Source organism: Caballeronia sp. AZ1_KS37 (assembly GCF_023631165.1).
In the GTDB taxonomy this organism is placed as follows: domain Bacteria; phylum Pseudomonadota; class Gammaproteobacteria; order Burkholderiales; family Burkholderiaceae; genus Caballeronia; species Caballeronia zhejiangensis.
This window is the reverse complement of record NZ_JALQDP010000035.1, coordinates 10,825-29,416: the sequence shown is the minus strand read 5'-3', so window position 1 is coordinate 29,416 and position 18,592 is coordinate 10,825. Positions and strand designations below refer to the sequence as shown.

Genomic DNA, 18,592 nt, shown 5'->3' with positions numbered 1-18,592 from the left:
AAGGAGCGTAAGTGCCCAAATTACTTAGGTCCATACGTGCCAATTACCTAGGTAATCGGCGCTCCGACGACGCCGCCGCGCCCGGCGTGCAAGGCCGGGCGCGGCTTCGCGCCTATTGCTGGAGCCACGCCTGGACCTTCTCGGGATGGCTGTCGACGAACTTCTTCGCCGCCGCGCTCCAGTCGTTCGATGCGTTGCCGTCGAGCTCGATCGATTCGACATCCGCCAGCGTCAGCTTGAAGTGCCGGATGAAGACATTCGCGCGCGGAAATTTCGTCGCGAACTGCTTGGAAGAGAAGCCGTGAATCTGCTCGTCGCCGCCGAGCACGCCCTTGGGATCTTTCAGATAACGCATCTTGTACTTCTGCCAGAGCCAGTGCGGACTCCAGACCGTCGCGACGATCCAGCTCTTCGATTGATACGCGCGCGCAACGGCGGTCAACATGCCGGCCTCGCTTGCGCGAATGAGGTTATATCCGGCGAGGTCGTATTCCTTCAGCGCCTTTTCCGAAGCGACCATCTCGCCCGCGCCCGGTTCGATGCCCTGAATCGTGCTGTTCAACTTGCTCTTGACTTCGGGCTTGTTCAGATCGCCGATGGACGCCACTTCGCTCTCGGGCACGTAATCCGGCACCGCCCAGCCGATCTTCGCGCCGGAATAGATGACGCCGAGATCTTCCATGTCGTTCTTGAAGCGCGCGTAGTAGGCCGCGTGCGTGACCGGAAGCCACGCGCCGAGCATCAGGTCCACATCGCCGCGCGCGATGCCCTGAAACTGAATGCCGAGGTCCGCCGTGGTCAGGGTAACGGGTTGTTGCAGCTTCGTTTCGAGAACGTACTTCGCGGTATAGACGACCGCTTGCGTATCGGCCCAATTGGCTAGCGTGATCTTGATCGGCTCGACGGCGCTCGCGCACATCGCGAACGTGACAGTGGAGACTGCAACGGCAGCTTTCATGGCGAAGCTCACGGACAAGGCATTCTTCATTGACGTTTCCTTGCATCGACAGGTTTTATGGAAGACGCGACGCGATCGATTCTCCTGATCTATAACGCATTCATTTGCGACGGATGATTAAGCAGTTGCAGGCGACGCCCTGCAGCCCGCAGTATTCGGGCGCATTAACGCGACGTCAATGTTCTTTGCTTATATCGTCGGATGGAAGGTCGATACATCGAGCTGGCGCTCTTCGCATGAACGATCATCGCGGCAGCGCCGAAGTCGCGATTTCGCTCGCGCTGTCCAGTTGCTCGACGTGCCAGCATTTATCGATCAGCGCGCGCGTTTGCTCCGGCGTGAGGATGCCGTCCGCCAGATCGGAGAACTTGGTTTCGAGCTGCTTGTCGGTCATCGGCACTTGCGTGCTGCCGATCGCGTGTTCGATGTACTTGTGCAGCTTGCGGCCATCCTTCAGCGTGATCGTCATGTCGACCTGTTCCGGCTTGATGGACGGATCGACGATCGCGTTCACCTTGTCGCGCAGCTCGATTGTCTTCGGGTCGCGTACCTTGGCGTCGCTGAACTGTTTCTCGCCCGCCGCGCCGTCGATGATCGCGATCGCCACCGCGTGATAGATGCTGAACTTGCCTTCGAGCCCGATCTGCGGCGTCTTCTTGCCCGTCAGTTCGAGCACGAGTGGATGCACGCGAAGATCGATGCGCGCGATCCGATCCGCGCTCAAGTGTTCCTGATTGCGCAACTGGATCGCTGCATCGATCGACGGATGAATGACGATGCCGCACGCGAAAGGCTTATACGTATTCAACGTCGATTCCCAATGCGAACCGAGGCCCTCCGTGATCTCGCGATAATCCTGCTTCGTGCTGATCGTGTTGGCCCAGCCGCGTTTGGCTTCGATCATGCCGTCCGAGCTCGTGTAGTTCTGGCCCGCGAGCAGTGCCGCGAAGATGCCGTTCGCGGCGGCGCGGCCGGGATTGAAGCTCTTGTTCATCGAGCCGAACGACTCGCGCAAGCCGACCGGCTGCGAGGCGGCGAGACCGAGCGCCCAGACCATCTGCTCGACGCTCAGTCCCATCAGCTTGCCCGTCGCCGCCGCCGAGCCGAACACGCCGCACGTACCGGTGATGTGCCAGCCGACATCGTAATGATTCGGATACACCGCATTGCCAATTCGCAACTCGGTTTCGACGCCCAGCACGAGCGCGTTCAGAAAGTCCTTGCCCGTGACGGCGCGATATTGCGAGTACGCCAATATCGCCGACACGACCGGTCCCGCCGGGTGAATGATCGTCTTCAGATGCGTGTCGTCGTAGTCGAAGATATGACTGCTCACGCCGTTGATGAACGCCGCGTTCATGATGTCGAAGCGCTCGGTCCGGCCGAGCAGGTTCGCTTGCGGCGGACCGGAGAACGGCGTGAGCGCGGCGACTGCGCGATTCACGGTCTCGTCGTGCGATCCGCCGACCGCGACGCCGACCCAGTTCATCAACGTCCTGACGCCTTCCTTGCGCACCGGCGCGGGCAGATCGCCATAGCCCGTTCTTACGATGAAGTCCGCAAGAATGCGCGTGACGCGCGGCGGCTTCCCATTCGCCCCACTGGCCGATGCGAAAGCGGATGCAGACGCGGCATTGCTTGTCTGCGCGAACGCTGTCGTGCCTGCCGCCGATGCGAAAGCGCCTGCTGCGCTGGTCATGAGAAAGCTACGGCGATCGATGTTGGGCATGGAGTCGTTTCCTTGAAATGGCACAAGTGGGAACCCGCGCGCAAGTATCATTCCGCGGCAACGAGGCGAACCAAGGGTTTTCCCGATTCCCTTGCATGTCGATTCACGCTTCGATGCATCGTCGTAGAGATGTGTCCAATTTTTCCGCGAAAGGAGAGCACACCATGGCCACCGGAACCATCCGCCTTCACCGTGTCTTGCGTACGACGCCCGAGCGTCTTTATCGCGCGTTCCTCGAACCCGATGCGATCGCGAAGTGGCTTCCGCCTTACGGCTTCACATGTCAGGTCCATCACATGGATGCGCGCCAGGGCGGCACGCACAAGATGTCGTTCCGCAATTTCGGCACGGGCAATAGTCACTCGTTCGGTGGCGAGTACGTCGAGCTGGTGCCGTTCGAGAAGATTCGCTACACGGACCGCTTCGACGATCCGAACCTGCCCGGCGAAATGCAGGTCACCGTTTCGTTGAAGCAGGTCGTGTGCGGGACCGAGTTGAGCATCGTTCAGGAGGGCGTGCCCGAAGTCATTCCGGTGGAGATGTGCTATCTCGGCTGGCAAGAGTCGCTGGAGCAACTCGCGCGGCTCGTCGAGCCTGTGATCCCCGAGTGACGATGCGCGCGATCGAGCCCTTTCGTTGATCGGATAAGATACGGCGCCCCGCAACCTCAATTCATAACGTGGAGTGCTTTTCGTGATCCAGCCGAGCAACGTATTCAAGGATAACCTCGCCCAATTGCCCGCCATCGACGGCATCGAGCGCATCGATCTGGTCGATGGCAAAGGTGACGTGGTCGCGAGCATCGAGAACAAGCCGGGCAAGCAGGGCTCGCTCGCGGTCTATCACTATCTGAAGCAGGCGTTCGGCGCGCTGGACGCGCAAGCCGCCGAGCATGGTCTCGCCGTGTTCGCCGAACATACCGCCGATGCGCGCAATCGCCCGGGCGCGCATCCGAATGTGGATCGGCTGATTGCGATCGTCGATGGCGGCGAGGCGTTGCGGGTCGACGTGGTTCGGGCGCAGTAAAGCAAAAGCCCGTTCTGCCATGAGCAGAACGGGCTTTTCCGATTCATCGCTTGCAGCGGATCAGACCCTCAACTCCACCCGCTTGATGTCCTTCACGATCACGAGATAGCTGAACACCGTGATCAGCGCATTGATCCCGACGAACGCCAGCGCGCCATTGAACGAGCCCGACTGCGCGACGAGATAGCCGATGACGATCGGCGTCACGATGCCCGCGACATTGCCGAACATGTTGAAGATCGATCCCGAAAGCCCGATGGCTTCCTTCGGCGACGTATCCGCGACCACGGCCCATCCCAAAGCACCGATGCCCTTGCCGAAGAACGCCAGCGACATCAGCGCGACGACGATCCAGTCCGTGTCGACGTAATTGCAGCCGATGATGCACGACGACAGCAGCATGCCGCCGACGATCGGCACCTTGCGCGCGAAAGTGAGCGACTTGCCGCGACGGATGAGGCCATCGGAGATCACGCCACCCAGCACGCCGCCCGTGAAGCCGCAGATTGCCGGCAGTGACGCGACGAAGCCTGCCTGCAGAATCGTCATGTGACGCGCCTGCACGAGATAGATCGGGAACCACGTCAGGAAGAAGTACGTCAACACGTTGATGCAGTACTGCGCGAGATACACGCCGAGCAGCATCCGGTTGGTCAGCAACTGCTTGACGACGGGCCAGCCCACGCTGTGGGACGTGCCACGCGCCACGCCGCCCGCGCGCTGATGACCGCGCACGAGACCGCCGCCTTCCTCGATGTACTCCAGCTCCTGCCGGTTCACGCGCGGATGATCCGCCGGATTCTTCATCACGGCGAGCCACGTCAGCGCGAGCGCGAGACCCGCAACGCCCATCACGATATAGACGTGATGCCAGCCGAAAGCATGCGTGAGCCACGCCATCAACGGCGTAAAAACGACGGCCGCGAAGTACTGCGCCGAGTTGAAGATCGCCGATGCCGTGCCGCGTTCTTTCGTCGGGAACCAGCTCGCGACGACCTTCGCATTGGCCGGAAACGCGGGCGCTTCCGCCGCGCCCATCGCAAAGCGCAGCACGAAGAGGGCGGTCACGGCGGTCGCCGCGCTGCCGAGGAGGCCTATCGAACTTTGCAGCAACGTGAACAGCGACCACAGGAAAATGCTCGCCGCATACACGCGCCGCGCGCCGAAGCGATCCAGCAGCCAGCCCGCGGGCACTTGCGAGAGCACATACGCCCAGCTGAAGGCCGAGAAGATGTAGCCCATGCGGATCGCGTCGAAACCGAATTCGGCGCGCATCGCGGAGCCCGTCACCGACAAGGTCGCGCGGTCCGCATAGTTGAACGTCGTGATCACGAAGATCAGCAACAGAATGAGATAGCGCACCTTGGTGCGCTTCATGACGTCCGCGGGATTCGCGGTGCGGCTCATCGACATGGACTTCCCCTTTCTTTCCGTACGTGCGAGATGCACGGAGGGCCGCTCGCGCGGCCCTCATCGGCGAAGCGTCACACGGCGTCGTGCGTCCTCGCTTCGCCCGTCTCCTGCCTGTGCCTTTACTGCGCGCCGAGCTTCTTGATGAGCACGTCGAGTTGCTCGAGCTCGTCTTCGGTCAGATCGGTCAGCGGCGCGCGCACCGGGCCCGCATCGTGGCCGACGAGTTTCGCGCCCGCCTTGACGATCGACACCGCATAGCCCGCACGGCGATTGCGGATCTTCAGGTACGGCAGGAAGAATTCGTCGATCAGGCGGCCCGTGGTCGCGTGGTCGTCGGCGGCGATTGCGCGATAGAACTCCATCGCGGTCTTCGGGATGAAGTTGAACACCGCCGACGAGTACACCGGCACGCCGAGCGCCTTGTACGCGGCTGCGTAGACTTCGGCCGTCGGCAGGCCGCCCAAGTACGAGAAGCGGTCGCCGAGGCGACGGCGGATCGTCACCATGTTCTCGATTTCGCCGACGCCGTCCTTGAAGCCGATCAGGTTCGGGCAGCTATCCGCGAGTTGCTCCAGCATGTCGGCGTTGAGCTTCGAATTCGCGCGGTTGTAAATGATGACGCCCATGTTCGGCACGGCGCGGCAGACTTCCTCGGCGTGCGCGCGGATGCCTTCCTGCGACGCTTCGGTCAGATAGTGCGGCATCAGCAGAACGCCTTGCGCGCCTTGCTTCTCCGCTTCCTGCGCAAAGGCGATGGCCGTGCGCGTCGGGCCGCCCGCGCCGGCGAGGATCGGCACCTTGCCGCGGCACACTTCGGTGGCCGTCTTCACGATCTGCGAATATTCGGGTTGCGTCAGCGAGAAGAACTCGCCCGTGCCGCCCGCGACGAACAGCGCTGAAGCACCGTAAGGAGCCAGCCATTCGAGGCGCTCCGCGTACGTGTTCGCGCGGAAGTTGCCTTGTTGGTCGAAATCCGTCACGGGGAAGGAGAGCAGGCCTTCGGAAACGATTTGCTTCAGTTCTTGCGGTGTCGTCATGGTGATGAAGTCTCGATGTTCGGCGACCGGCCGATTGCCGATCTCGTAAGTCATCGTACAACATAGACTGACGTCAGACAATCTATTTACGCGTGCAAAATCAATGGATACGGGTAAATACTAACCAATTGTGATTGTCTATGTTGTAGGATGACATAACTCAAGCCGCAGCCGCGCGGTATGTTTGCTCAAGGATTCGTCATAATGAATCAGTCCCCTCTCTATATTCGCGTCCACCCGGACGACAACGTCGCGATCGTCGTGAACGACGGCGGTCTCGGCGAAGGCGCCACGTTCGCCGATGGCCTCGTGCTGCGCGAACGCGTGCCGCAGGGCCACAAGGTCGCGCTGAAGGATCTCGCGGAAGGCGATGCGGTCATCCGCTACAACGTCGTGATCGGCTATGCGACGAAGGCGCTCCCGAAGGGAAGCTGGATCAACGAGCACGTCACGCGCATGCCGACGCCGCCCGAGCTGCACGACCTGCCGATTGCGACGATCAAGGCGCCGGACGAATCGCCGCTGGAAGGCTTCACGTTCGAGGGTTATCGGAACGCCGACGGCTCGGTCGGCACGCGCAACATCCTCGCGATCACGACGACGGTGCAATGCGTCGCGGACGTCGTGCAGCACGCGGTGACGCGCATCAAGGCGGAACTGCTGCCGCGGTATCCGAATGTCGATGACGTCGTGAGCCTCGGTCACACATACGGCTGCGGCGTGGCCATCGACGCGCCCGACGCGATGGTGCCGATCCGCACGGTGCGCAACATCGCGCTGAATCCGAACTTCGGCGGCGAAGTGATGATGGTGTCGCTCGGCTGCGAGAAGCTCCAGCCGGAACGCCTGATGCCGCCGGGCACGATTCCGATCGCGGCGGCATCGGCGGAAACGGAAGACGTGGCCGATATCGGCGACAACACGCACGACGACAACGGCGGCACGGTCGTGTTGCAGGACGAGGCGCACGTCGGCTTCGGCTCGATGATCGAGTCGATCATGCGGATGGCCGAGACGCATCTGAAGCGCCTCAACAATCGCCGTCGCGAGACGTGTTCGGCGGCGGATCTCGTCGTCGGCGTGCAGTGCGGCGGCAGCGATGCGTTTTCCGGGCTGACGGCGAATCCGGCGGTCGGTTTCGCGACCGATCTGCTGGTGCGCGCGGGCGCGACCGTCATGTTCTCGGAGGTCACGGAAGTGCGTGACGGCGTCGCGCAACTGACGGCGCGCGCGGCGAACCGTGAGGTGGCGCAGGCGATCATCCGCGAGATGCAGTGGTACGACGATTATCTGAAGCGCGGCGGCGCGGACCGCAGCGCGAACACGACGCCGGGCAACAAGAAGGGCGGGCTGTCGAACATCGTCGAGAAGGCGATGGGTTCCATCGTCAAGTCGGGGTCATCGACGATTTCGGGCGTGCTGTCGCCGGGCGAGAAGGTGAAGCAGAAGGGTCTGATTTACGCAGCGACGCCTGCGAGCGATTTCATCTGCGGCACGCTGCAGCTCGCGGCGGGCATCAACCTTCATGTCTTCACGACGGGGCGCGGCACGCCGTACAGCCTCGCCGAAGTGCCGGTGCTGAAGGTCGCGACGCGCTCCGATCTCGCGCGCCGCTGGCACGATCTGATGGACGTGAACGCGGGAACCATCGCGACGGGCGAGGCGACCATCGCCGATGTGGGCTGGGAACTGTTCCGGCTGATGCTCGATGTCGCGAGCGGGAAGAAGCAGACGAAGGCCGAGGCGTTGAAGCTGCACAACGCGCTTGTGTTGTTCAATCCGGCGCCGGTGACGTGATTCGATGCGCGCTCGCCGGAAACGAAATCGCCCCGCTTTGAGCGGGGCGATTTTTTTTGCGGGCGCGGTGTGAGGCGGATGAGCGAGCGGAATGCGCGATCGGACCGCCACGCTGGGCCATTCTTTGGCACGATGACATCGAATCGATGACACGAATCGAGCCCATGCCATCTCCTTTCGCCACACCGCGCCCGCCGATCCCCCGCACCGTCTGGGCGCTCGGCCTCGTCAGCCTGTTCATGGACCTGTCCTCCGAGCTGGTGCATGCGCTTCTACCGATCTACCTCGTGACGACCATGGGCATGAGCGTCACCGCACTCGGCGCGCTGGAAGGCGCAGCCGAAGCAACCGCGATGATCGTGAAAGTCTTTTCGGGCGCGCTGAGCGACTGGCTCGGACGCCGCAAGGGCCTGCTGCTCTTCGGCTACGGCCTCGCGGCATTGACAAAGCCGCTATTTCCCCTCGCCGAAACGCCCGCGCTGGTCGTGGCCGCGCGTCTCGTCGATCGCTTCGGCAAGGGCATTCGCGGCGCGCCGCGCGATGCGCTGGTCGCGGATGTCGCGCCGCCGGAAATCCATGGCGCCGCTTTCGGCCTGCGGCAGTCGATGGACACGATCGGCGCGTTCGCCGGGCCGTTGCTCGCCATCGTGCTGATGCTCGCGTTCTCCGATCACATCCGCACGGTGCTCTGGTTCGCGACGGTGCCGGCGTTCATCGCCGTCATCATCATTCTGTTCGGCGTGCGTGAGCCGGAAAGCGCGTCCGCACGAGGCGAGAGCTTCCGCTCGCCGCTGCACTGGCGGTCGATGCGCGAGTTTTCGGGGCGCTACTGGTATGTCGTCGCGATCGGCGCGACCTTCACGCTCGCGCGCTTCAGCGAGGCGTTCTTGGTACTGCGCGCGCAGCAGACAGGACTCGATATCGCGTGGATTCCCGCCGTGATGGTCGTGATGAGCCTCGCGTATTCGGCGAGCGCGTATCCGGCGGGCGTGCTGTCCGATCGATGGGACCGGCGCGCGTTGCTCGCCTGCGGCCTGGCGCTGCTGATCGCGGCCGATGTGCTGCTCGGCGCGGGATCGTCGATGCTCACGCTGTTCGCGGGCGTCGCCTTGTGGGGACTGCACATGGGCTTCACGCAAGGCATTCTCGCGGCGATGGTCGCCGAATCCGCGCCGCCTTCCCTGCGCGGCACCGCATTCGGCGTGTTCAATCTCGCGAGCGGCGTCTGCATGGTGCTGGCGAGCGCGATCGCCGGATGGATCTGGGATCGCCATGGCGCGCCGGCGACCTTCTACACCGGCGCCGCGCTCGCGCTGATACCGCTCGTCATGTGCTTCGCGCCACGGCGAGCGGATTCCGCGTCACGAAAGGCTTGAAGCGCCCGATACATACCGTGCAGCCGGCTTGTTCGCCGACAACTCCGGCGCCATCGCCTGCCGCGCCGCTTCGTACGCGTCCCACTTCGCGCCGTCGTGCAGCGACGGAATCGTCACGAGCTCATCGCGGTCGAAGCCGACGAGCGCCGCATCGACCATATCGCCCGCCGACATCACGATCGCCTTGTCGAGATTCTCGATCGGCAGGCCGCCCGTTTCCCAAAAGTCGGTGGCCGTCGCGCCGGGCAGCACGGCCTGCACGCGCACGCCCTTGCCCGCCAGTTCTCGATGCAGCGACTGGCTGAACGCGAGCACGAACGCCTTGGTGCCGCCATACACGCCGTTGAGGATCTCCGGCGCAATGCTGACGATCGACGCAATGTTGATGATCGCGCCACGGCCGCGCGCGACGAAGCCGGGCACCGCCGCGTAAGCGAGGCGCGTGAGCGCGGTCACGTTGAGATCGATCATGCGCGTCATCGCGTCGACGTCGCTGTCGAGCAAAGGCGTATGCGTGCCGATGCCCGCGTTGTTCACGAGCAGCGTGATGCTCGCGTCATTCTTCAGCTTCGCTTCGACAGTGGCGAGCGCGCTGCGGTCGTTCAGATCGGCATCGAGAATCTCGACGCTGCGGCGCGTCTCGTTCGTGATGCGTTCGGCGAGCGCCGCGAGCTTGTCGCGATTGCGCGCGACGAGAATGAGGTCGTAGCCGCGCCGCGCGAGGCGCTCCGCATAGACCGCGCCGATTCCGGAAGACGCGCCCGTGACGAGCGCGGTGCCGAGGTGTGTCTGCGTCATGTTTCACTCCGTCAGAAAACAAGTGGTTGATTGCGTGAGTGAATTCTGGCCGGATTTGACCGTGACGCAAATGACGTATAGGGTAGTGATTCGTGACATCGCGCGGCAGGAAAACGACATGCACCGCATCGGCTATTTATTGAGCGACGGCTTCCAGATCATGGCGCTCGCCTCGCAGACGGTTTTCGAAATGGCGAACGACGTATCGGGCGAGGCGTTCTACGGCATCGAAAATTATTCGACGGCGGGCGGCGAAGTGCGCTCGTCGCTCGGCATGAAGATCGACACGCGAGCGATCACCGCGCGCACGCAGATGGACACCTGGATCGCGGTCGGCGTCACCACGCCGCTCACGATCGCGCCGCCCGCCGACGTGTTCGCGTTCCTGCGCCGCGCGGCGAAGCGCACGCGGCGTATCGCGGGCATCTGCACGGGCGCATTCGTGCTGGCCGGAGCGGGCCTGCTCGCGAATCGCCGCGCGACCACGCATTGGGCCTACGCGCGCGACATGCAGCGGCTTTATCCCGATGTGCAAGTGGAAGAAGACCGCATCTTCATTGTCGATGGCCCGGTCTGGACGTCGGCGGGCATGACCGCGGGGCTCGATCTCGCGCTCGCGATGGTCGAGAAGGATCTCGGCGCCGATATCGCCCGTTCGGTCGCGCACAAGCTCGTCATGCATCAGCGTCGCGCGGGCGGGCAGTCGCAGCATTCGGAAATGCTCGATCTCGCGCCGAAGTCCGATCGCATCCAGAATGCGCTGAACTATGCGCGCAAGAATCTGAACCGGCCGCTGACGGTCGAGGAGCTCGCGGGCGAGGCGCATCTGAGCCCGCGTCAGTTCAGCCGCGTCTTCACGCTGGAGACGGGGCAGTCGCCGGCGAAAGCCATCGAAGGATTGCGGCTCGAAGCGGCGCGTCTGATGATCGAGAAAAGCCGGCATTCGCTCGAAACGATCGCGCAGGAAACGGGCTTCAGGGACCGCCGTCACATGCGCGAAGCATTCATGCGCGGCTTCGGCGTGCCGCCGCAGGAAGTGCGGCGCGAGGCGCGCACTCAAACGTAACGACTACATCGAGGACAAACAGTGCTGAAGATCAATCCCGCCGCCTGCTCGACGACCTCCGTCATCTGCGCACGTTCGGCGCAACCGGTCCGGGCGTCGTGCGCCTCTCGCTGTCATCGGTCGATATGGACGCGCGCCGCTGGCTCGCGGGCCGCATGAACGAAGCGGGACTCGCCGCGACGATCGACGGCGTCGGCACCGTGTTCGGCCGCTCGCGCAACGCGGGCCCGGCGCTTTTGATCGGCTCGCACACCGACACGCAACCGACCGGCGGCTGGCTCGACGGCGCGCTCGGCGTCATTTACGGCCTCGAAATCGCGCGGGCGCTCGCCGAATGCGAAACGACGCGTCATTTCGCGGTGGACGTCGCATCGTGGATCGACGAGGAAGGCACGTTCTCGGGCTTTCTCGGCAGCCGCAGTTTCGTCGGCGATGCCGTCGATGAAGCCCTGCGCCACGCGCGCAATCGCGAGGGCGTCCTGCTCGGCGATGCGCTCGCGCAAGCCGGACTCATCGGCGCGGCGCGCGTGCGTATCGACAGGGCGCGGCACAAGGCGTATCTGGAACCGCACATCGAGCAGGGCGGACGGCTGGAGGCGCACGGCAAGTCGATCGGCGTGGTGACGACGATCGTCGGCATACGCGAGCTGAAGCTGCGCTTCACCGGGCAGCGCAATCACGCGGGCACGACGCCGATGTCGATCCGGCGCGATGCGGGCGCGGCGCTCGTTGCGTTCATCGCGCGCATGGACGAAGCGTTTCGCGCAATCGCCGATGCCGATACCGTCTGGACCGTCGGGCGCATCGAGCTCGATCCGGGTTCGTTCAGCGTGGTGCCGGGCGCGGCGGACATGTATCTGCAATTCCGCGACGCCAGCGCGGAGCGTTTGCGCGCGATGGAAGCCGCGCTCGCCGCGCTGATCCGCGACTTCAATGCCGAAGGGAAAATCGGTGTCGCGATGACGGACAGCGAGCCGCCCGAAGCGCCCGTCGTGATGGACGCCGCCTTGCAGGCGCATATCGCGGAGGCCGCCGAAGCGCTCGCGCCGGGTCAGTGGGAACGCATGCCGAGCGGCGCGTCGCACGATGCGCAGGTGATCGCGCATCATGTGCCGGCGTGCATGCTGTTCGTGCCGAGCATCGGCGGAGTGAGTCACGATTTCATCGAGGACACGGCGGAGTCGCACATCGTGCTCGGCTGCGAAGTGGCGGCGCGGGCAGCGGCGAATATCCTCGCGAGCTTGTCGGCTTAACGCTCGGTGATCTCCGCGATGTATCGCCCGGCGTCGCGCCAGAGGCCGAATCCCGACGCCGGATTCATGTGCCCGACGCGGCCGAGATCGGCGAGCCGCGCGCCCCAGTCGTGCGCCATGCCGGCGACGCGTTCGAAGCGCGCGAGCGGATCGTCATGGCTCGCCGCGACGACGCACGGAAACGGCAGGCGTTCGCGCGGCGTGGGCAGCCATCCGTGCAGCTCGAGTTCATCGACTGACGGATAGCCTTCCGGCAGCGGCGAATCGAAATCGGGCGGCGTGACGAAGAGCGCGCCCTGAATCTCGCGACGATGCCGCTGCGCCCAGTGCACGGAAATCATCACGCCGGCGCTGTGCGCGACGAGCACGACCGGTCCGTCGATCTGCGCGAGCGCCGCGTCGAGCGCGGCGACCCGCGCGCTCCGATCGAGCTTGTCGCGTTGCAGCGGCGGCACGGTACGCACGTTGTCATGCGCGTTGGCGTAATGCGTCTGCCAGTGGTCCTCGACGTGATCGCGCAGGCCGGGGACCATGAGTATCGTCGGTGCGTTCATGCGTCGATCCATCAGAAGGGCACGTCGCCGATGATCCCCGCGCGCTCCATCTTGCGATGACACGGCGGATAGTCCATCACCGCGTAATGCTGCGTGCTGCGGTTGTCCCAGATGGCGATGCTGTTCTTCTTCCAGCGCCAGCGCACCTGATATTCCGGGATATACGCCTGGCTCAGCAGATACGCGAGCAACTGCCCCGCGCCGGGATTCGCGTCCTGCCCGAAGCGCACGCGCTCCGGCGTGTGATAGTTGGTGAAGTGCGTCGCGAAGGCGTTGACGAACAGCACCTTCTCGCCCGTTTCCGGATGCGTGCGCACGACGGGATGCTCGGCATCGGGAAACTGCGCCTTCAGCGCGAGGCGTTTCTCGATAGGCATCGCCGCACCGAAACTCGCCTCGATGCTGTGCCGCGCGCGCAAATCCGCGATCTGTTCCTTGACGTGCGCGGGCAGCTTCTCATACGCGAGCACCATGTTCGCCCACATCGTGTCGCCGCCGACGGGCGGCGTTTCCACGCAGCGCAGCACGCAGCCGAAGGGCGGCGCGACGCGCCAGGTCGCGTCCGTGTGCCACGCGTTTTCGTAGCGGTCGTTCGGCTGATCGGGCGACTTGTAGATACGCACGAGCCCCGGATGGTCCGGATCGCTTCCCGCGACCGGATGATCCTCCAGTTCGCCGAAGCGCCGCGCGAACGCGACGTGCTCCGCGCGCGTGATTTCCTGATCGCGCAGAAAAAGCACGCGATGCGCGAGCAACGCGGCGCGGATTTCGGCGAAGAGGGCGTCGTCGTGAAGGGCGTCGGCGAGATTGACGTCGGTGAGTTCCGCGCCGATCGCGCAAGTAAGTTGTTCGATACGCATGAATGTCTCCTCAGACGACGAACACGGACGAACCCGTGGTCTTGCGCGCTTCGAGATCGCGATGAGCGTCCGCCGCGTCGCGCAGTGCATAGCGCTGGTTGATCTCGATGCGAATGCGCCCGCTCGCGACGTGATCGAAGAGTTCGGCGGCGAGCGCATTCTTCTCGGCCGGATCGGCGATGTAATCCGCGAGCGCCGGGCGCGTCAGATAGAGCGAGCCTTTCATCGCGAGCAATTGCGGATCGAACGGCGGAATCGGACCCGATGCGGTGCCGACGCACACCATCAGACCGCGGCGCGCGAGCGAATCGAGCGATGCGTTGAAAGTGGTCTTGCCGACGCTGTCGAATACCGCGTTCACGCCCTTGCCATCGGTCAGTTCGCGCACGCGCGCGGCCACGTCCTCGCGGCTGTAGTCGATCGTGTGCGCCACGCCATGCTCGCGCGCCACGCGCGCTTTCTCTTCGCTCGATACCGTGCCGATCACCGTCACGCCGAGCAGCTTCGCCCATTGCGACACGATCAGCCCGACGCCGCCCGCCGCCGCGTGCAAAAGCAGCGTGTCGCCACGCTCGAAGCGGCGGATGCGCGTCATCAGATAGGCGGCGGTGAGGCCGCGCATCGTCATGGCGGCGGCGCGCGTGCAGTCGATCGCATCGGGCAGCTTGACGAGCGGCGCGGCGGAAATGATGCGCTCCGTGCTGTACGCGCCGAGCGTGTTGATGAAACCAGTGTAGGTCACGCGATCGCCTTCCTTCAGATGCGTGACGTTCGCGCCGACCTTCTCGACGACGCCCGCCGCTTCGACGCCCATGCCCGAAGGCAGCGGCACCGGATAGAGGCCCGAGCGGAAATACGTGTCCGCGAAATTGAGCCCGACGGCCTCGTGACGCAGACGGACCTCCAACGGGCCGGGTTCGCCCACGGCGACTTCTTCCCAGCGCAACACTTCCGGACCGCCGGTTTCGTGAAAGCGGATTGCATGTGCCATTGTTTCGTCTCCTTGAGTCTCTGTTTCCTGTATGGCGTTCAGCGCGCGAGCGCGTTCCAGTCGGCGTCGCGCAGATAGCGGCGCGCGGCCGGCAGCACGACGCCTTCGATGCGTCCCATGCGTTCGCACGCGAAGCGCGCGCTCGCAAGCAATGTGTCGTCGATGACCTCGCCATTCGCGATCGATGCCGCGACGCGCGCGAGCAGCGCCGCTTCGCGTTCGGCGAGGCGCGCGAGTTCGTCGAGTTCGGCATCGAGCGTCGATGTGCGCTCGCGCAATGCCGTGGTCAGCGCGGTTTCTTCGTGATGTGTTTCGCGAAGACGCTCGATCGTCCGCGCATCGGGTCGCGAAGTGCGCAATGCATCGTCGTAAGCGTCCGAGCGCATCCGATGCACGGCGAGCAGCGCGCCCGCCGCCTTCGTGACCATCGGGCGCGCGTCGCTCGGCGCGATCAGCACGGCCACGCCCGGCAAGGGCGGCACCGCGCTGCCTTGCGCGATGCACACGAGGTCGTAATCGTTCGCCGCCGCCGAATCGATGCCCTGCACGCCGAGCACCGTCGCCGGCACGCCGTGCGCGCGAGCGGCGGCTTCGGCGCGGGCGAGGGCGGCCGCGATCCGGCGATGCTGCGCCGCATCGTCGCTCGCGCCCGCATGCAGGCTGACGAACGTGATGCGTGCGCCGAGCGAGCGCGCGAGCTCGGCCGCATGGCCAGTCGCCTCGACGCTGGCGTCGTTGCGCTCGACGGGCACGAGCAGATGTCGGTACATGGTGATCCTTCGGGTTTCAATTGCACGGTTGATCGAATCGTAGTGCGGGCGGCGGCCGAGCGCCCCTCTCGCGGCGGGAGGGGCTTGACGCACGCGCGCGATCCGAACCATCCTAGATGGAAGACAAAAAATTACCGATGCCCACCGACTCCCCATCCACCGAGCTCGTTCTGAAGACGATGGCGCCGCGCGCGCCGTCCGGGCTGCTCGCGCGCGCCCGTTTGAACGCCGACACCGCACGCAGCCAGATCGTGCTCGTGCAGGCCGGCGCGGGTTACGGCAAGACGTCGCTGCTCGCGCAATGGCGGCGCGAGTTTCTGGCGCACGGCGCGGCGGTCGCGTGGCTGCTCGCCGACGATCGCGACGACGCGGAGCGCTTCCTGCGCGCGCTCGTCCACGCGATCCGGACATGCTGCGCGCGGCCCTCGTTCGGGCGTCTCATCGCGGAAAATCCGGGCGTGCCCGCCGGCGCGTTCGATCTCGCCACCGCGTGGCTGGCGGAGCTTGCGCAGCTATCGCTCGATGTCGTGCTGATCGTCGACGAAGCCGATCGTCTGCCGGAACCCGGCGCGCAACTGCTCGATTACGTGATGCACAACGCGCCGCAGAATCTGCGCATCGTCGCGGCGGGCCGGCAGGGGCTCGACAAGCCCGCGGCGGAACTGCTCGCCTACGGACAGGCCGAACTCGTCGCGCCGGACGCGCTGCGTTTTCGCGTCGATGAAACCATCGCGCTCGTCTCGCAGCGTTTCGGCGCGCGCGTCGACGCCGATGCCGCCGCGCGCCTCTTCGAAATCACCGGCGGCTGGCCGCTCGGCCTGCAACTCGCGCTCACCGCGATGGCGCGCGCGCAGGACCCGCGCACGGCGCTCGACAATCTCGCGGCGGGCCCGCGCGGCTTGCGCGAACCGCTCGTCGCGGCGCTGTTGAGCGAGCTGTCATCCGCCGATGAACGCCTGCTCGTCGACATCAGCGTCGTGGACGTGCTGCATCCCGACTTGTGCGAAGCCCTGACCGGCGACGCCGACGCGCCGCAACGCCTCGCACGTCTCACGCGCGATACGCCCGTCTTCGTGACGGCGGAGGAGAGCGACTGGTGCCGCCTGCATCCGCTCGTGCGCGACGTGCTGCAGACGCGCTTTGCCGCGCTCGCGGACGATGCGCGCGCGGAACTGCATCGGCGCGCGGCGCGCTGGCTCGGCGCGCGCGGCATGCTCGAACAGGCGGCGCGCCACGCGCATGCGGCGGGCGAGCGCGAACATGCGTACGAACTCGCGGAGCAGTCGCTGCACGACGCCGTGAAGCAAGGCCAGCTCGGCACCGTGCTCGAGTGGCTGGAACGTCTGCCGGAAGCGGAACTGGAAAAGCGTCCGCGCCTGTGTCTGGCGGTCGCGTGGGCGCTCGCGCTGGGCGAACGTCATCACGAGGCGCAGCGTCAGGTCGAGCGCGTGCTTGCATCGCCGGGTGCGGACGACGCCTTGCGTTACGAATGCGCGTTGATCCTGAGCGCGGCCGCGTGGTACGCCGACGATCCCGACCGCTTCCTGACGCTTTTCGAGCCGTGGGCGCAGACGCCGCCGCCCAAGGACTCGTGGCTCGCGCAGTCGCATGCGAACCGCCTCGCCGCCCGCGCGATGCTGCTCGGCGAGCCGGCGCAGGCGCGGCGTCTGCAACAGGCGGTGACGCGCGCGCAGATCGGCAAGGGGCTCGGCTATGTCGTGCGCTGGGGCGATCACATGGTCGGCCTGACGTGGCTTCAGGAAGGACAGGTGAAGCTCGCCGAAAGCGTCCTGCTGCCCGCGCTCGCGAGCGCCGAAGAAGACCTCGGGCGGCGTCATCCGCTGACGTGCATGTTCGCGGCGACGTGCGCGTCGATCGCGTATGAGGACGATCGCATCGACGAGGCCGCCGCGCTGCTCGCCAACCGTCTCGACGTGCTCGAACGCGCGGCGTTGCCGGAGACCGTCGTGCTCGCGTATCGCACGGCGGCGCGCATCGCGGCGTTGCGCGGCGACGAGCATCGCGCGCTCGATCTGCTCGAAATGCTTTACGCGATGGGCGTCGCGCGCAATCTGCCGCGTCTTTGCGTGACGAGCCTCGCGGAGCAGGTGAGCGCGCATGCGGGACGCTATCGCGCGCAGACCTGCGATGCGCTCGTCGAGCGTATCGACGCGATCGTCGATGAACACATCGCCACGCGCGGGCCGATCTGGAGCCGCTCCGTGCAGATGCTGCAGACGATGGCGCACGGCGGCGCGGCGCTCGCGCGTCAGGACTGGCCGGCTGCGGTCGAACCGCTCGCGCGCGCGGAACAGATCGCCGCGACGATGAAGCGCGGACGCGAGCGCATCGAGCTGATGGCGTTGCGCGCGTTCGCCCAGGAACGCGCGACGGGCGACGGCCACGCGCCGTTTCTCGAAGCGCTGAACCTCGCACGCACGTATCACCTCGGGCGCGTGTTGATCGACGCGCATCCCGGTCTCGCCGACTGGGCGCGGCGCGTGAGCGAAGCGGGCGGCGTGGATGCCGGCGAGCGCCCGGTCGTGCCGCCGCATGTCGTGCGCGTGCCGCCGCGTTCGGGCGAAGGCGGGCCGCGCGCGTTGCCGAGCGTGATCCTCACGCCGAAGGAGCGCGAGATTCTCGAACTGCTCGCGCGCACCTTGAGCAACAAGGAAATCGCGCTCGCGGCGGCGGTCGGCGAGGGCACCGTCAAGTGGCATCTGAAGAATCTCTTCGGCAAGCTCGACGCCAGTTCGCGCAAGCACGCGGTGCGCCGCGCCATCGCGCTCGGCCTGCTCGAAGGCGTGCAATAGCGCCTTTTTCAAGCGTTTTCAGCAGGGTTTTCCCGCCTCTCTCGCAATCCCTACCCCTCTCTCCGTGAGAGGGGTTCGGCACTTGGCCGATGCGTATTCTTGCCTCCTGACGCCGCGACCCTATCGGTGCGCGGCGCATCCAGAACAAGAT

Annotated in this window: 15 protein-coding genes and 1 pseudogene; 7 read left to right on the top strand and 9 right to left on the bottom strand. The window is 65.3% G+C overall.

Annotation, left to right across the window (positions count from 1 at the left end; translation table 11 throughout):
• Positions 1-112: 112 nt before the first annotated feature.
• Together NCS00_RS23235 and NCS00_RS23230 are read right to left on the bottom strand one after the other, a co-directional pair.
• Positions 113-988 (bottom strand): glycine betaine ABC transporter substrate-binding protein, encoded by an 876-nt coding sequence (locus NCS00_RS23235; RefSeq protein ID WP_175981212.1) that lies wholly within the window; start codon positions 986-988, stop codon positions 113-115.
• 214 nt (positions 989-1,202) lie between these two features.
• Complete coding sequence (locus tag NCS00_RS23230; protein WP_175981210.1) at positions 1,203-2,687, bottom strand: MmgE/PrpD family protein; 1,485 nt, start codon at positions 2,685-2,687, stop codon at positions 1,203-1,205.
• Between the two features lie 164 nt (positions 2,688-2,851).
• Here NCS00_RS23230 and NCS00_RS23225 point away from each other — a divergent pair, with 164 nt between their 5' ends.
• Both NCS00_RS23225 and NCS00_RS23220 read left to right on the top strand, forming a co-directional pair.
• On the top strand, positions 2,852-3,298 hold the full coding sequence (locus NCS00_RS23225) for an SRPBCC family protein (RefSeq protein ID WP_008348550.1): 447 nt from the start codon (positions 2,852-2,854) through the stop codon (positions 3,296-3,298).
• A gap of 82 nt (positions 3,299-3,380) precedes the next feature.
• A complete protein-coding gene (locus tag NCS00_RS23220) occupies positions 3,381-3,713 on the top strand; it encodes a DUF2322 family protein (RefSeq protein ID WP_008348548.1) in 333 nt (110 codons plus the stop codon).
• 60 nt (positions 3,714-3,773) lie between these two features.
• On the opposite strand, the gene NCS00_RS23215 is transcribed toward NCS00_RS23220, so the two are convergent.
• Both NCS00_RS23215 and kdgD read right to left on the bottom strand, forming a co-directional pair.
• Positions 3,774-5,126 (bottom strand): MFS transporter, encoded by a 1,353-nt coding sequence (locus NCS00_RS23215; protein ID WP_008348547.1) that lies wholly within the window; start codon positions 5,124-5,126, stop codon positions 3,774-3,776.
• A gap of 119 nt (positions 5,127-5,245) precedes the next feature.
• Complete coding sequence (kdgD, locus tag NCS00_RS23210; protein WP_008348545.1) at positions 5,246-6,163, bottom strand: 5-dehydro-4-deoxyglucarate dehydratase; 918 nt, start codon at positions 6,161-6,163, stop codon at positions 5,246-5,248.
• A gap of 204 nt (positions 6,164-6,367) precedes the next feature.
• Between kdgD and garD the strand changes: the two genes are divergently transcribed.
• Positions 6,368-7,960: a galactarate dehydratase gene (gene garD / locus NCS00_RS23205; RefSeq protein WP_250436816.1), complete on the top strand. Its 1,593-nt coding sequence runs from the start codon at positions 6,368-6,370 to the stop codon at positions 7,958-7,960.
• A gap of 164 nt (positions 7,961-8,124) precedes the next feature.
• Positions 8,125-9,336, top strand: a complete 1,212-nt coding sequence (locus NCS00_RS23200; RefSeq protein ID WP_250441087.1) for an MFS transporter — start codon at positions 8,125-8,127, stop codon at positions 9,334-9,336.
• Here NCS00_RS23200 and NCS00_RS23195 read toward each other — a convergent pair.
• On the bottom strand, positions 9,322-10,134 hold the full coding sequence (locus tag NCS00_RS23195; RefSeq protein WP_008348538.1) for an SDR family NAD(P)-dependent oxidoreductase: 813 nt from the start codon (positions 10,132-10,134) through the stop codon (positions 9,322-9,324). The two genes, NCS00_RS23200 and NCS00_RS23195, sit on opposite strands and share 15 nt — an antisense overlap.
• Positions 10,135-10,252: 118 nt before the next feature.
• Between NCS00_RS23195 and NCS00_RS23190 the strand changes: the two genes are divergently transcribed.
• Both NCS00_RS23190 and NCS00_RS23185 read left to right on the top strand, forming a co-directional pair.
• Positions 10,253-11,200: a GlxA family transcriptional regulator gene (locus tag NCS00_RS23190; protein WP_250436924.1), complete on the top strand. Its 948-nt coding sequence runs from the start codon at positions 10,253-10,255 to the stop codon at positions 11,198-11,200.
• A gap of 21 nt (positions 11,201-11,221) precedes the next feature.
• Positions 11,222-12,453 (top strand): annotated as a pseudogene (locus NCS00_RS23185) (Zn-dependent hydrolase).
• Here the strand turns inward: NCS00_RS23185 and NCS00_RS23180 are convergent.
• Genes NCS00_RS23180 through NCS00_RS23165 form a run of 4 tightly spaced genes read right to left on the bottom strand, consistent with a single transcriptional unit; the run spans position 12,450 to position 15,628 of the window.
• Positions 12,450-13,007 carry an RBBP9/YdeN family alpha/beta hydrolase gene (locus NCS00_RS23180; RefSeq protein ID WP_175981198.1) on the bottom strand — a complete coding sequence of 186 codons (558 nt, stop codon included), beginning with the start codon at positions 13,005-13,007 and terminating at the stop codon, positions 12,450-12,452. The pseudogene NCS00_RS23185 and the gene NCS00_RS23180 overlap by 4 nt on opposite strands.
• A gap of 11 nt (positions 13,008-13,018) precedes the next feature.
• A complete protein-coding gene (locus NCS00_RS23175; protein ID WP_250441086.1) occupies positions 13,019-13,867 on the bottom strand; it encodes a TauD/TfdA dioxygenase family protein in 849 nt (282 codons plus the stop codon).
• Between the two features lie 10 nt (positions 13,868-13,877).
• The gene (locus NCS00_RS23170; RefSeq protein ID WP_175981196.1) at positions 13,878-14,858 is read right to left on the bottom strand and encodes a quinone oxidoreductase family protein; all 981 of its coding nucleotides are present in this window, start codon (positions 14,856-14,858) and stop codon (positions 13,878-13,880) included.
• A 38-nt stretch (positions 14,859-14,896) separates the two neighbouring features.
• Entirely contained in the window at positions 14,897-15,628 is a 732-nt protein-coding gene (locus NCS00_RS23165) for a universal stress protein (protein ID WP_008348524.1), read from the bottom strand.
• A 137-nt stretch (positions 15,629-15,765) separates the two neighbouring features.
• On the opposite strand from NCS00_RS23165, the gene NCS00_RS23160 reads away from it, so the two are divergent.
• The gene (locus NCS00_RS23160; protein ID WP_250441085.1) at positions 15,766-18,441 is read left to right on the top strand and encodes a winged helix-turn-helix domain-containing protein; all 2,676 of its coding nucleotides are present in this window, start codon (positions 15,766-15,768) and stop codon (positions 18,439-18,441) included.
• Positions 18,442-18,592 lie beyond the last annotated feature (151 nt).

Excerpts from the sequence above, each read along its gene's own strand:
- NCS00_RS23235 (WP_175981212.1), bottom strand. The coding sequence starts at position 988 with ATGAAGAATGCCTTGTCCGTGAGCTTCGCCATGAAAGCTGCCGTTGCA.
- NCS00_RS23230 (WP_175981210.1), bottom strand. The coding sequence starts at position 2,687 with ATGCCCAACATCGATCGCCGTAGCTTTCTCATGACCAGCGCAGCAGGC.
- NCS00_RS23225 (WP_008348550.1), top strand. The coding sequence starts at position 2,852 with ATGGCCACCGGAACCATCCGCCTTCACCGTGTCTTGCGTACGACGCCC.
- NCS00_RS23215 (WP_008348547.1), bottom strand. The coding sequence starts at position 5,126 with ATGTCGATGAGCCGCACCGCGAATCCCGCGGACGTCATGAAGCGCACC.
- kdgD (WP_008348545.1), bottom strand. The coding sequence starts at position 6,163 with ATGACGACACCGCAAGAACTGAAGCAAATCGTTTCCGAAGGCCTGCTC.
- garD (WP_250436816.1), top strand. The coding sequence starts at position 6,368 with ATGAATCAGTCCCCTCTCTATATTCGCGTCCACCCGGACGACAACGTC.
- NCS00_RS23200 (WP_250441087.1), top strand. The coding sequence starts at position 8,125 with ATGCCATCTCCTTTCGCCACACCGCGCCCGCCGATCCCCCGCACCGTC.
- NCS00_RS23195 (WP_008348538.1), bottom strand. The coding sequence starts at position 10,134 with ATGACGCAGACACACCTCGGCACCGCGCTCGTCACGGGCGCGTCTTCC.
- NCS00_RS23190 (WP_250436924.1), top strand. The coding sequence starts at position 10,253 with ATGCACCGCATCGGCTATTTATTGAGCGACGGCTTCCAGATCATGGCG.
- NCS00_RS23180 (WP_175981198.1), bottom strand. The coding sequence starts at position 13,007 with ATGAACGCACCGACGATACTCATGGTCCCCGGCCTGCGCGATCACGTC.
- NCS00_RS23175 (WP_250441086.1), bottom strand. The coding sequence starts at position 13,867 with ATGCGTATCGAACAACTTACTTGCGCGATCGGCGCGGAACTCACCGAC.
- NCS00_RS23170 (WP_175981196.1), bottom strand. The coding sequence starts at position 14,858 with ATGGCACATGCAATCCGCTTTCACGAAACCGGCGGTCCGGAAGTGTTG.
- NCS00_RS23165 (WP_008348524.1), bottom strand. The coding sequence starts at position 15,628 with ATGTACCGACATCTGCTCGTGCCCGTCGAGCGCAACGACGCCAGCGTC.
- NCS00_RS23160 (WP_250441085.1), top strand. The coding sequence starts at position 15,766 with ATGCCCACCGACTCCCCATCCACCGAGCTCGTTCTGAAGACGATGGCG.